The 13,745-nt window shown below is 44.9% G+C and carries 11 protein-coding genes and 1 pseudogene; 9 read left to right on the forward strand and 3 right to left on the reverse strand.

The window, feature by feature from the left end; all coding sequences use genetic code 11:
• Positions 1–165: 165 nt before the first annotated feature.
• From AC0IYG_RS30025 to AC0IYG_RS30055, 7 genes are all read left to right on the forward strand, one after another.
• Positions 166–609, forward strand: coding sequence for a response regulator (locus AC0IYG_RS30025; protein WP_471714711.1), 444 nt, complete (start codon positions 166–168; stop codon positions 607–609).
• Between the two features lie 26 nt (positions 610–635).
• Positions 636–1,253, forward strand: a complete 618-nt coding sequence (locus tag AC0IYG_RS30030; protein ID WP_471714712.1) for a biliverdin-producing heme oxygenase — start codon at positions 636–638, stop codon at positions 1,251–1,253.
• A gap of 3 nt (positions 1,254–1,256) precedes the next feature.
• A complete protein-coding gene (locus AC0IYG_RS30035) occupies positions 1,257–3,440 on the forward strand; it encodes a GAF domain-containing protein (RefSeq protein WP_471714713.1) in 2,184 nt (727 codons plus the stop codon).
• Positions 3,347–3,547 carry an ATP-binding protein gene (locus AC0IYG_RS30040; protein WP_471714807.1) on the forward strand — a complete coding sequence of 67 codons (201 nt, stop codon included), beginning with the start codon at positions 3,347–3,349 and terminating at the stop codon, positions 3,545–3,547. Before AC0IYG_RS30035 ends, AC0IYG_RS30040 begins: the two co-directional genes overlap by 94 nt.
• 118 nt (positions 3,548–3,665) lie before the next feature.
• The gene (locus AC0IYG_RS30045; protein WP_471714714.1) at positions 3,666–4,766 is read left to right on the forward strand and encodes a DNA topoisomerase IB; all 1,101 of its coding nucleotides are present in this window, start codon (positions 3,666–3,668) and stop codon (positions 4,764–4,766) included.
• 26 nt (positions 4,767–4,792) lie between these two features.
• The gene (locus AC0IYG_RS30050) at positions 4,793–5,758 is read left to right on the forward strand and encodes a lipid A deacylase LpxR family protein (protein WP_471714715.1); all 966 of its coding nucleotides are present in this window, start codon (positions 4,793–4,795) and stop codon (positions 5,756–5,758) included.
• Positions 5,759–5,897: 139 nt separating this feature from the next.
• Positions 5,898–6,365, forward strand: a complete 468-nt coding sequence (locus AC0IYG_RS30055; protein WP_471714716.1) for a ferritin-like domain-containing protein — start codon at positions 5,898–5,900, stop codon at positions 6,363–6,365.
• Positions 6,366–6,468: 103 nt separating this feature from the next.
• On the opposite strand, the gene lolA1 is transcribed toward AC0IYG_RS30055, so the two are convergent.
• From lolA1 to AC0IYG_RS30070, 3 genes and pseudogenes are all read right to left on the reverse strand, one after another.
• Positions 6,469–7,119 carry an outer membrane lipoprotein periplasmic chaperone LolA1 gene (lolA1, locus tag AC0IYG_RS30060; RefSeq protein ID WP_471714717.1) on the reverse strand — a complete coding sequence of 217 codons (651 nt, stop codon included), beginning with the start codon at positions 7,117–7,119 and terminating at the stop codon, positions 6,469–6,471.
• 94 nt (positions 7,120–7,213) lie between these two features.
• Positions 7,214–9,736 (reverse strand): FtsK/SpoIIIE family DNA translocase, encoded by a 2,523-nt coding sequence (locus tag AC0IYG_RS30065; protein ID WP_471714718.1) that lies wholly within the window; start codon positions 9,734–9,736, stop codon positions 7,214–7,216.
• Positions 9,737–9,774: 38 nt separating this feature from the next.
• Positions 9,775–10,807: pseudogene (locus AC0IYG_RS30070) on the reverse strand (quinone-dependent dihydroorotate dehydrogenase).
• Between the two features lie 337 nt (positions 10,808–11,144).
• Here AC0IYG_RS30070 and AC0IYG_RS30075 point away from each other — a divergent pair.
• A complete protein-coding gene (locus AC0IYG_RS30075) occupies positions 11,145–12,113 on the forward strand; it encodes a TonB-dependent receptor (RefSeq protein ID WP_471714719.1) in 969 nt (322 codons plus the stop codon).
• 374 nt (positions 12,114–12,487) lie between these two features.
• Positions 12,488–13,576 carry an outer membrane beta-barrel family protein gene (locus AC0IYG_RS30080; protein ID WP_471714720.1) on the forward strand — a complete coding sequence of 363 codons (1,089 nt, stop codon included), beginning with the start codon at positions 12,488–12,490 and terminating at the stop codon, positions 13,574–13,576.
• Positions 13,577–13,745: the final 169 nt, after the last annotated feature.

A 13,745-nucleotide genomic window follows, 5' to 3' on the forward strand; every position in this document is an offset into this window, starting at 1 on the left:
GTAAAAAACTGTGCCATGACGATTGTTATGAAGGCGAATTTCTCCTTTTACAAAAGTTTGTATTATTTTTGCCTGTTAGGTTAGAAATTGATTTTTGCGGTTTCTTTCTTAAATACTATTAGATGTTAAACGTGCTGACTACCCCCTATCAGCAAATAGATTTTAATGAGCCAAGACAAACAACTCCGGATTCTCCTGGCAGATGATGATGATGACGACGCCTTCCTTTTCAGGGAAGCGCTTGCCCAGGTGCCGGTTCAAACGGATCTTGTCGTGGCTGAGAACGGCATGCGGCTGATGCAGATCCTGCACAATGAAGAATACACTCCCGACCTTATTTTCCTTGATATGAACATGCCTGTTAAAAACGGGCTTGAATGTCTTGTAGAAATTCGTAGCCTGGACACGTTTCAGGAAACGAAAGTCATAATATTGTCGACTTCTGTTGCCAAATACATGCTGGATTCAGCTTATGAGGGCGGTGCACACTTGTATATCCAGAAACCCACCAGCTTTTCAGGTTTGATTGATATACTTAATAAATGTCTTTCTCCAGAATCTGCTAACGATCCTTTGATGGGCATGGAACAATTTTTGATAACTGATTAGGTTTAAGTGAATTTCATAATGCATCTATGAGTGAAGTGCGCAGTGGTCATTCGGGTGAGGACTTATTCGTTCAAAGTTTAAGAAAGCAAACAGCAGCCAGCCATCAGAAATTGGAAGATAACAATCTGTCGAGAGCGATTCTCGAAGCGGATGTTTCCGTGGCAGATTATCAGACTTATCTTTCTGCTTTATACGGCGTAACATTAGGTTGTGAAAAGGCTGTATTTCCCCAAATTCAACACATTATTCCAGATTTGAGCGAACGTTTCCGTTCGCAGATGATTGAGAAGGATCTTTTGGCAACCGGATTTTCTGCTGCTCAAATTGATGCATTGCCCGTTTACACTTTCACGTTGTCCAGTGCTGCTGAGGCCCTGGGCGCTATGTATGTTTTGGAAGGGTCCACATTAGGCGGGCGCATGTTATACAAGCATGTTAACAAAACGCTCGGACTTACGGCAGACAATGGTGCTTCTTACTTCTGGGGATATGGTGAGCACACCGGCACAATGTGGAAATCTTTCATCTCTGCATTTACACAGTTTGCACTACAGTCAGGGCAAGCAGAAAATATCATTGACAGCGCCATTCAAACATTCACGATCATAGACCATTGGCTTGACGAAGCGGTAATTGAAAAGTAACAAATGAATATTAAGAACATAGTCAATCGCGATCTTGTCAACCTGACTAATTGCGAAAGTGAACCCATCCATATACCAGGAAGCATTCAGCCGCATGGCTTTTTGCTAGGCGTTAATAAGAAGACTTACACTATTGAATTTTGCAGCGAAAACAGCGCTGAATATATCGACTTGTCCCCTGAATTGATTTTGGGAAAAGGCATTTCTGTAATTTTCCCGACGCTCCAAGCTGATGATTTTGCCCAATATGCCACTGCTCAGTTTATTGATACAGCGAAGCCTTTCGTTTTTTCACTGAACGATATTTACTATAACACGACCGTTCACGTCAGCAATGACACTTTAATTCTTGAATTCGAGCCTTTCCCGGACGGAACCGTGAACTTGCCGAATCTCTACAATCAGACGCGGACATTCGTGTCGATTATGGAGCGGACGAACTATTTGCAGGAATTATGTCAGGAAATTGCGAATGAAACGCGTGCGATCACGGGTTACGACCGGGTGATGATTTACAAGTTTGACGGTGATTACAATGGGGATATCATTGCAGAAAGCAAACGTGAAGATTTACAGTCCTTTGCAGGACAAAAATATCCGCATACGGACATTCCTGTGCAGGCGCGCGAGCTTTACGTTCGCAATCCGCTGCGGATGATTGCCGACATTAACTATGTTCCGGTGCCATTGCTAACGCTTGATGACGCGGTCGAAAAAACCAATAAATCGCTTGATCTGAGCCTTTCGATCCTGCGCAGCGTGTCGCCGATCCATATTGAATATTTGAAAAATATGGGCGTCGGCGCAACGCTGACCATTTCTTTGCTACAAAATCAAAAACTTTGGGGACTGATCGCTTGCCATCATTATTCCCCAAAAGTGCTGCCGCATTATACGAGGCTCTCTGCTTTGCTGCAAGGACATTTTCTTACGTCCCAAATTGCAGTAAGGGAAGTTGCAGAAGAATTCGAAGTGAGCCAGTTGGTCGACAAATCCCTCGGAGGTTTGCTTACCGATCTGCACGAAAATGAAAATTTTATCAAAAATTGCTATTCCTCTGAGGCGCTGCTGACGTTGGCGAATGCTTCGGGTGCGGCGATATTTCAAAATGCCCAGCTTTATAAAAATGGCATTACACCGGAAGATGAACCGCTTACGGCTTTGTTTCATTTTTTGGCAAAAAATTATAAAAAGCAAGGCCTGGTTACAGATCGTTTAACGGAAATTTATCAAGACGGAAACTCGATTTCGCAACAGGCAGCCGGCATTATTTACCACCCATTGTCATCTGGCAGTCCCGACGGGATACTTTGGATGCGCCAGGAAAAAGTGGAAACCATTAACTGGGCTGGTAATCCGGACAAAGCCATTTTGCCCAATGAAGAAGGTTTGCGGCTTTCACCCCGGAAGTCGTTTGAGCGATGGATGGAAGTCGTGAAAGGCAGGAGCGCTTCATGGAGAAAAACTGAGATCAATGCTGCTTCCAGCTTCTCATTTGCATTGGAAAAACACATTAGTTTCCAGGTGATTCAAACGCAGGAGGACGCAAACCGTGCATTGAACGAGGAATTGAAAACAGCTAACCAGGAACTGGCGAATCTCAACTGGATCAGCACCCACGATTTGAAAGAGCCGTTGCGGAAGATCCAGATCTTTGCATCCAAAGTGCTTGACCGGGAAGATCCGGACTTGTCATTGCAGGTTAAAGATTCTGTGGAACGGATGCGGTTTGCAGCAGAGAAAATGCAGCATTTGATTGAAGACATTCTTGCCTATTCCAAAGCAGGAAATATGGAAAAGGTTTTTGAGCCCATTGACCTCGATCTGATCCTAAGAAATGTGCTGCAAGAACTGCGCGACAACATTGAAGAGAAAAACGCGGTTATCCATGCTGATTCGCTGCCGACGCTTAAAGTGATCCCATTTCAGATCCATCAACTATTTGTGAACCTGATCAGCAATGCCATCAAATTCACGGAAAGCGGGAAGACGCCTGAGATCAACATTAACGTAAGTGTCGTCGATTCTGATGTAGTAAACCAGGGGGAGCGCGTGATCAGCAGTATTTCAGCATTGCTTTTCAGGACAATGGGATCGGGTTTGAGAAAGAATACGAGTCCCGGATTTTTGACGTTTTCCAACGACTGCACCCCGCGCACAAATATCCCGGAACGGGCATCGGCTTAGCCATTTGCAAGAAAATTGCAGAAAATCACAAAGGCTTTGTCGTGGCCAGCTCAGAACTCGGCGTCGGCTCTGTTTTTACATTATATCTGCCTTTCGAGAAGCAATAGCACGAAAATGCTGCATGTAAAAATGAGTAGAATGTTCCTCATTGGAATGCCATTAGTGGCCTGCTTTTAGCTGGTATTAATTTGGTACAATGGGCAAAACAGTCTAATGTTTTTCCATATGTCGGTAGCCGTAGCAGTTGGAACGTTGACGGAAGCTCCCGTCATCACTGCAAAACAAATTAAGAAGTTAAAGAAAGATCCTGCGCTCACCGCCGCTGCCGCAGGTTTAAATTATATTCAATCCGGTAATGCGCCCGGATTTATCAGAAAAGGCAAGTCGCCAAAATTTTATTATGTAGATTCCACTGGCGCCAGGGCCAAGGATAAGGAGCAAATCAGGCGGATCAAATCGCTGGTGCTGCCTCCGGCCTGGCGCGAAGTTTGGATCAGCGAAGACCCGGATGCGCACCTTCAGGCAACCGGAATCGACGAGGCCGGAAGAAAGCAATATCGCTATCACCCGCACTGGAACCTGATCCGCAACCAGACGAAATATTATCGCCTCCTTACATTTTCGGAAGCACTTCCTCAATTAAGGGAGCAAGTGGAGCATGACCTAAGGAAACGCAATTTTGATCTGCAAAAGTCAATAGCATTGGTGATCAAGATCATGGATAAAACCTGCATTCGTGTTGGAAATCAGCGTTATAAGTTGAAGCATGGCTCGTCAGGAATCACGACGCTTGATGCAAAATGCGCGACCGTGACGGGAAGCAGAATCAGGTTTATGTTTACCGGTAAAAAGGGCATTAAGCAAGACATTACATTGCGTGATACCCAATTGGCGCGGCTCGTAAAACAATATAAGGAAATGCCCGGCAAGCGCCTTTTCCAATATACAATGGAAAATGGCGGACGTTGTTCCCTGAATGCGAGCCAGGTGAACGAATACATTCGCGTGCATACGGGCTCTCATTTTTCTGCCAAAGATTTCCGGACCTGGATGGGCACGGTGACCGCTTTTGAATATCTGAGCAGTCAGGAAAAATATGAGACGAAAAGGCAGCTTACGAAGACCTTAAACACGTGTCTGGACGTTGTGGCGGCACATTTGGGAAATACGCGGACAGTTTGCAAAAAATATTATGTGCACCCTGCGGTGTTCCGGGCCTATGAAAGCGGGAAAATTCAGCGTTTTGTAAACAAGCCCGTTGAAGAGCAGCCTTTATTCACGGCCAGCGAGCAGCGGGTGAAGTCTTTGCTTGCACATCAGGTCTGAAGACAGCAGCATGGCGTATATCAGCTATGCAATGTTTCAAGATCCTGCTTCCTACACTAATACTTTTATCAACAATCGGCACTGCGCAGCGAATTGACCAAACGGCGTCATTTCGCTCGCCAGCTGGCGAAAAATATGTCAGACTTCATTACGACAATGATTTCTTTGCAGAAAGTGATTATTACTACACGCAGGGTTACAGTTTCGAAGTTGTCAATCCCGTCCTGAAAAAGAATCCGCTTAATAAGCTTTTGATAAAACTCCCTAATGGCTTTGAGCGTAACGGAGTGGCTTTTGAACATTACGGATTTACACCGACCAGCATTTCGAGCAACGCAATTCTTTACAACGATCGTCCTTTTGCAGGCGTCATTATGCTCAAAACATTTCGCACTTCCACGGATACGATCAATAAAACCAGATTATCCGCCATTCTGAGCACCGGCATGATCGGACCGGCTGCATTTGCGGGTGGCATGCAAACAAAAATCCATCAATGGACGGGCGACCGCGAGCCGAAGGGCTGGCAATATCAGATCAGAAATGATGTTGTTGTAAATTATGAAGTTCAGTTTGAGAAAGAACTGCTTAACCTTCACAACTTGATTTCGTTAAACACGGATAGCCAGTTACAGCTTGGAACATTAAATAATAAGGTCAAAGCTGGCTTAACGCTCAAACTTGGCAAATTCTCATCGCTATTTCAAAACAGTCAGCCGGTTAAGAAAAATTTTCAGTTTTATCTCTATAATCAGTCATTAGCGGGCTTCAATGGTTATGATGCAACGCTTCAAGGCGGGATTTTTAATCGGAAGAGTCCGTATAAACTTTCGGGTTCTCAACTTCAAAGAGTTACTTTTCAGAATAATTTGGGTGCTGTTGTGCAATGCTGGCGGCTCTATTTTGAATATTATCAAACTTTTCTGACCAGGGAATTCAAGACCGGGCTGGATCATCGCTGGGGCGGTGTGAAGATTGGTTTCATCTTATAGTCCGTGCAAAAAGAACTACATATACGTTTCCAAAATTTTCAGAAAGGCTACGTTGAAGCCGTCTCCGCAATTGGCACAGCATTTTTACAAAAACCATTAACAAACTAGAAATTATCACAAACTTAAAATAGACATTGTTATGGAAACCAATGAAAATCTTGTTGAAGTTTTGAATGATCTTATTAAAATCAACAACGACCGCATTGAGGGTTACGAGCGGGCGATAAATGAAGTTGAAGATATTGACATTGACCTGAAAGGCATATTTCAAAAAATGGCCAATGAAAGCCGTGAAAATATAAATGAATTAACTGCTGAGATCCGCACCTTAGGCGGCGAAGTGGAAACCGGAACAACTAACTCAGGCAAGATTTACAGGGTTTGGATGGACATTAAAGCAACATTCACAGGCCATGACAGAACTTCGGTCCTTGAAAGCTGCGAATATGGTGAAGATGCAGCGCAGGAAGCATATGACGACGCATTGGCAACAGACACCGATTTGCCGGTTAATGTAAGACAATTGATTGCGAACCAAAAAGCGGAACTACTTGAATCACACAACCTGATCAAGAAATATCGCGACTTGCACCAAGCTGTTAATTAAGACATTAGGATACAATTTGCAGACTAAAAAAGCGGCGGACCCAATTGGATCCGCCGCTTTTTTCTTTAAATGCATTTGATGGCTTATTGATCCGCTTTGAGCATTATCGCAGATCAACCACTTCAACACCTGGATATTGTTTTGCATTAAAAGCAAAATAAGTGTCGGCAACGGCAACATCCGGCTCAAACTGATTAACCGTGTAGGTAACTTCTTGCCCGTTTTTTTGGAAAATTGTCCAGCTGCTGATCGATTTATCGGCCTTGTTAACGGCGATCTGCACCTTGTTAACCTGGCTTTCTTTCTTGGTTGGCGTTAATTCAACCACTTCCAATGTCTTCGCTCCTTCCTTCTTTTCTTTCAGGAATGTATACTTAAAGCCTTTTTTGTAAGCTGAGTAAATTTTTGTGGGATCCAGATCGCCTGTTGCGGTTGGATCGAAGTCCTGCAAATTCACTTCATTTGTCTCCTTGATGTAGGTTGCCATGAGCTTTCCGTCATTGAAAATCTCCTGTCCAGCCATTTTAAGCCTGAATTTCGTGCCTTTTACAGTTGCCTCACCTTTGAGCGGCTTGCCTCCTTCGGGTGTGTAGGTGAAAGTCGCTTTGAAGGATTTGATCTTCTGATATTTGTTGCTCATTGCTTCCAAAATAGCAGATGATTTCTTGTCGCCCTGAGCATTGGCGGGTGCCATAGCCAAAGTCGAGATCACTGCTAATGCGAAAAAATAAGCGCCTATTCTGATACTTTTCATAGAAAACGTTTTGGTTCTTAATGAGTTAATTAAAACTGTGTGATACAGCAGTGCTACAATTTTTAGACCAATGTTACGGTTGAAGGTTTAATGCCTAAACGACGCCCATCACCCGAAGATGTTCTTCGAGCATATTGAGATCGTGGAACATGACGTCCCGCGCCTTGCTTCCGGTGAACGGGCCGACAACGCCAAGCAGTTCGAGCTGATCCATAATGCGCCCTGCGCGGTTGTAACCAAGTTTCATTTTACGCTGAATGAGTGAAGTGCTTCCTTGCTGGTGCGTAATAATGAGCCTCGCTGCGTCGGGTAACAGGCCGTCGAAATCGTCTGGATTTAGGTCGCTGCGGCTTTCTGATGCATCTTCGCCTTCGTATTCCGGCAATGCATAAGCATCGTCGTAACCTCGCTGAGCACCAATAAACTCGCAGACATCCTCAATTTCCCTCGTATCAATAAACGGACATTGAAGCCTGATCACCTCCGAATTAATTGCCAGCAGCATATCACCCTGTCCCACAAGCTGCTCGGCGCCGCCCATATCGAGGATTGTGCGGGAGTCAATGCTGGATGTTACGCGGAATGATAAACGCGCCGGGAAATTGGCTTTAATCAAACCCGTAATAACCTTCACAGAAGGACGTTGCGTTGCTACAACCAAGTGAATCCCCACCGCGCGGGCAAGCTGCGCCAAACGGGCAATCGGCGTTTCCACTTCTTTGCCGGCAGTCATCATCAAGTCGGCAAGCTCATCAATGACGAGAACGATATAAGGAAGAAAACGGTGGCCTTTGTCTGGGTTTAGCCTTCTTTGGGCGAATTTCGCATTGTATTCTTTCAAATTCCTTACCGCAGCTTCTTTCAAAAGGTCATAACGAGAATCCATTTCGATACACAATGAATTCAGGGTAAAAATCACCTTTTTGGTGTCGGTAATGATCGCTTCTTCGGCATTAGGAAGCTTTGCTAAAAAGTGTCTTTCCAGTTTATTGAAAAGGGTTAATTCCACTTTTTTAGGATCCACGAGCACAAATTTCAGCTCGGCAGGATGCTTTTTATAAATCAGCGAAGCAAGGATCACGTTCAAACCGACCGACTTTCCTTGTCCCGTGGCACCGGCCATCAGCAAGTGAGGCATTTTGGCCAAATCCACAATGTGAATGTCGTTTGAAATGGTTTTCCCTAAAACAATCGGCAGATCGTAATTTGCTTTCAGGAATTTTTCGTTTGACAAAACCGAACGGATAAAAACAGTCTCCCGGTTCTTGTTCGGCACTTCAATTCCGATCGTTCCACGGCCCGGCATAGGCGCAATAATCCGTATCCCAAGAGCCGCCAAGCTCAGTGCAATGTCACCTTCAAGATTCTTGATTTTCGAAATCCTGACACCCGCTTCCGGAATGATCTCATACAATGTAACGGTCGGCCCAATGGTCGCTTTGATCTTGGAAATGTTGATTCCGTAACTTCCTAGCGTGTCTACAATTCTTGTCTTATTGCCTTCGAGCTCTTCCTGACTTACTTTTTCATGCTGATTATCAACCGCATCATTCAAAAGACCAATGCTCGGAAACTGGTAAGTTGGCAAATCAAGCATCGGATCATATTGACCGAATTCGCGTAGAACCGTGGCGTGAATATCCTCGTCTTCAAAATCTTCCTGTACTGCCTCATTTGTCAGCACCGTCGTATCCTCCACTTCCAGTTCCAGTTTCAACGGCGATGCCGGAGCAGGCGTTACTGGAATGACAACCGGAACGGGCTGGGGCTTAACGACTTCAAATGTTGCATCTGATTGAACAACAACAGGTTCTTCGATTTCTTCTTTTGGCTCGGGAATAAAATCGTCGTCATCATAAGTGTCATTGACAACAGAAGTGAAATTGCTTTCAGGAGCAGCGGCTTTTTCTTCCGAAACAGCGGCGGTTTCAGTTTTAATAGCGGGATCAGGAATAATGTCCGGCCTCACGTTCTTCAATTGCCAAGATTCGTAAGCGGATCTTGCATCGTAGAAGAAAACGGCAAATACAAACAGCGCGAATATGATCGGAATCACACTTCCCCATTTAAGCCAGTCGAAAAGCACAACATTAATCATGTAACCAATGCCGCCGGAAACAAAACTCAATGTGTTTTCCTTATCGCTCATCAGCACCACGTAACCCATCATCGCACTCACCCAAAGTGTGAAGAAAATGACCTCCTTGGTTGTTTTGGTGAGTGGCAGCAGCTCTTTTCCGAATGTCATTTTCCATCCCGCAACGAATGGAACAAGCGGGAGTAAAAGCGCGCCGATGCCAAACCATCGGTAAACAAAAAAGTGGGAGACAACTGCGCCGAGGACGCCAAAAAAGTTTCGCGTCTGGCGTCCTGCATCGCGAATGGATTCGTGGCCAAGGCCGTCGATCACGCTTTGGTCGGAAAGGCCGGTGATAATGTATGAAAGAAATGAAACTTCCATGATCAGCCCGAGCACGATGAAAAAGGTGCCCCAGGCGAGAATATTTTTTGGATTTGAAAAAATCCTGTCCCAATCAAAGGATATGCGAAGGCCGGGACTCGTTGCTTCTTCTGTTTTTTGGCGCTGAGTATTGCCTCTGAGCTTATTTACTGACATTTATCTTTAATTCTGGGATGCGTGAAGTGGTATCCGACTTATCTTTTGACCAAGGATTTACAAATGGTTTTTACCAATCCTGGCCCTTCGTAGATAAATCCTGTGTACAATTGTAAAAGGCTTGCACCTGCATTTTTCTTATCGTTGGCATCAGCCGCTGAATCAATTCCACCCACTCCGATGACCGGAAATGCATGATTCGATTTATCACAAATATAACGAATAACTTCCGTCGAGCGCTGTGCGAGCGGCGCTCCGCTTAATCCGCCGGCGCCTGCTTTTTCAATTTCCGAAGCGCTCGTCCGGAGATCTGCACGACTAATGGTTGTATTGGTAGCGATAACGCCCGCGATCTGAGTTTCTTTTACAATATCAATAATATCGTCGAGCTGGCTCAGCGTCAGATCGGGTGCAATCTTTAAAAATATAGGTTTTGGATTAAATTTTTCGGTATTCTTTTTCTGCAATTCACGCAGCAAAGCAGTCAGTGGTTCCTTTTCCTGCAAGTCGCGCAATCCGGGCGTGTTAGGCGAGCTTACATTGACCACGAAATAATCTACGACGTCAAATAATTCACGGAAACAGATCAGGTAATCGCTTAATGCCTGTTCGTTTGGTGTGTCTTTGTTTTTACCAATGTTCCCTCCTACCAGAATTTTGGACTTGCGTTGTGCAAGTTTAGCAGCTGCAACAGCGGCACCTTTGTTATTGAAACCCATCCTGTTAATGAGGGCTTTATCGTCTTTTAACCTGAATAATCTGGGCTTTTCGTTTCCCGGTTGCGGACGCGGGGTTACCGTTGCCGATTTCGATAAAGCCAAATCCCAACGCTTCAAGCTCATCGACCATTTCCGCATTTTTGTCGAAACCCGCCGCCAGTCCGACCGGATTACGAAACCGCAAACCAGCGACTTCCTGCACCAGATCGGGATGCTCAAAAGTGTATAATGACCTTAAAATTTGTGGAACGAAGGGGATTTTGAATGCCAATTGCAGCACTTCGCAAACGAAGTAATGAATGCGTTCTGCATCAAACAGGAAAAGTATAGGGGAAACGAGAATTTTATACATCCTGCAAAAATATGATCTTTCAGAAGAAGCGTCCTCGCCTAGCCGGATTTTTATTTATTGAATGCTATGCTATAATAACAAATATAACGAAAGCTCCGGGCCATTCGGCATTGCGGTTGCCAATTCGTCTACTGCGGATCCGGCAAACACCTTCTAAAATTCCATCATTCTTAATTTTTTTATAATTTTATGTAATTAATCTGGCGAAAGAGGCGTTAAAAATGTTCCTGCCTGCCGGTTTTTGATCATTATACTGAAACCCGGTTTCGTCATATCCTACACACATTTTTACCATTTAAATAACTAAACTCCTAACAAAAATCTAAAACCTATACCCGTGAAAAGAACTCCGTTTCTTAGCCTCTTTGCTCTTTTAATATTAAATCTTCCTCTCTTTACGCTATCCGAAGCAAATGCCCTTCCTACGATTGGTGCAAAATCTGTTCGGCCTGATGGTGGCAAGCTTGTTGGTAAAGTTGTTGAATCGCCCAACAATGCTGGCGTCAGTTTTGCCACGGTTGCCTTGCTGATGGCCAAGGATTCATCACTTGCGAGCGGCGGCGTTGCGGATGAAAACGGCGCTTTCAGCATTACAGATGTGGCGCCCGGAAAATATTTGCTTCGCGTAACCAATATGGGTTATCAAACCCTTTTCGTCCCAAATATCAATGTGTCGGCAGAGGCTAATGTGAAGGATCTCGGCAACATTACGATTCTGCCGGAAGCACAGAAGCTGGCCGAAGTGATTGTAAAAGGCGAAAAAAGTATGATCGTCGATGACATTGATAAAAAGATCGTCAACATCGGAAAAGATATGCTGGCGACCAGCAACAATGTGAGTGACCTGCTTGAAAAAGTCCCGGCCGTTTCACTGGATGAAAACGGAAATCCGCAAGTGCGGGGCAAAGGCAATGTGGTCGTGCTGATCGACGGAAAACCTTCCAATTTGTATGGAAGTGACCTTCCTACTATTCTCCAATCCTTCCCGGCCAACCTCATCGAACGCATTGACGTAATGACGACGCCTTCGGCAAAATACGAAGGTGAGGGCGCTTCGGGTGTGATCGACATCATTACAAAAAAGACAAAAATCCGGGGCACCAACGGCGGCTTGCGTGCGAGTTTGGGTAATAAAAACAATTATAACGCCTCAGGAAATTTAAGTTATCGCGCCGGAAAGCTTGGTGTAAATGCTTCGCTAAGCGGACAAACACGCAACATGACCTGGAAAAGAACATTAAGCCGCGAAAATTTTATTTCTGAAACACCTTTCCTTTTTAGAGCAGTCGGGAACGGGTGCAAATAAGGGTAAGAATGCTTTCGGACGCATTGGGGTTAATTACGATTTCAATGAAAAAAACTCGGTTGAATTCGGTGCGAATTATTCACGCGACCAAAGCCGTAATAATAGCAGCCTGCTCAATGAAACCAGCATTGCTTCCGGTATCGTTACCGAAAGATTTACAAGGCTCAATAACAGCAAGGGAAATGGGGATAATTTAAACCTAAGCCTCGATTACCGGAAGAAATTTGCAGACAAAGACCACCAGTTCAATTTCACAAGCAGTTATTCCTTAGGCGCTTCGGACGGAGAATCTTATTACAATCAGGAAAGTGAAATTGACAGCTTAATGCGCAACCAGCAAAACCTGCGCGATAACAAACGTCATTCACTCTTTTTTGAACACAGATTACACCTGGCCTATCACGCCAAAATCGACATTGGAAGTCGGACTGCGGTCGCGGATGAGCTCTAATGACAACACCAATGCCTTTTATAATATGTCAAAAGAAACGGGCAGCTACGTTTTTGACCCGAACATCAGCAATGTGTTTGGCTATAAAGATGCGACTTACACGGGCTTCATGACCTTTTCTCAAAAAACAGATCTTTGGGGCATGCGCGCAGGACTTCGCGTGACGGATTATAACCAGGACATTAACCAGATCAGCATTAACAGGGCTTTCAGCGTTCACTTTCTAACATTGGTGCCCAGCTTGGCGCTTACCCGCAAACTAGGCGAAACAGCACAGGTGAAGCTCAATTACAGCCGCCGCGTACAACGCCCGGAAGCAGATTGGCTCAACCCTTACACAGACGTTTCTGACCCGCGCAATATCCAATCGGGAAATCCTTCGCTAAAACCGGAATTTACACATAAAGCAGAACTGGGCTATTCCAATTATGAGGCATCCGGCGGATGGGGACCTTCTTTATTTATGGATTACTCCAACAATGCCATCACCCGCATTCGCACCATTGATGAAAGTGGTATTTCACTAACCCGTTTTGCCAATGTCGGCCGGGAGCTGTCTTACGGCGTTGAAACGGATTTCTCACAAACGATCTGGGAAGTGCTTAAAATTAATGGAAGCGGCCGCATTTACAGAAGCGAAGTTGTTTCACAAATTGCGCAAATTGATAACCGCACATGGAGTTATTCGGGCAACTTGAATGCATTCGTCACCTTGCCTGCGGATTTCCGCGCGTCGGCCTACATCAATTATGAAGGCCCGCGAGCCATTGCGCAGGGAACCCGCGAAGGTGTGTTTGTAGCCAATATGGGAATCCGGAAAGATCTGCTGGAAAAAAAGGCAACGCTTTCCTTTAATGTGCAGGATATTTTCCTTTCCCGCGCGTACAAAAGCCAGCTTAATACGGCCACATACGCACAGCATTCACTTTGGCAGCAAACCAACCGCCTCGTTAATCTGACCTTTCAATACAGGTTTGGCAAGATTTCCGCAAGCGGAGGCGACGATGCCTGATGATAATGTCCCCGGGACATCTGAAAGGGAAGGGTAACTTTTTACTCTTCCCTTTTCTTTTTAAACTTTTCAGTGAATTCTTCCTAATCGGTTCCGCAAACGGTCCAATTCTGCGTATTTCTTTTTCAAATGGAATGGTTTTTGCACGCAACCGAGTGCAGTAGTGAAT

It is taken from the genome of Dyadobacter sp. AC419, from assembly GCF_979253085.1.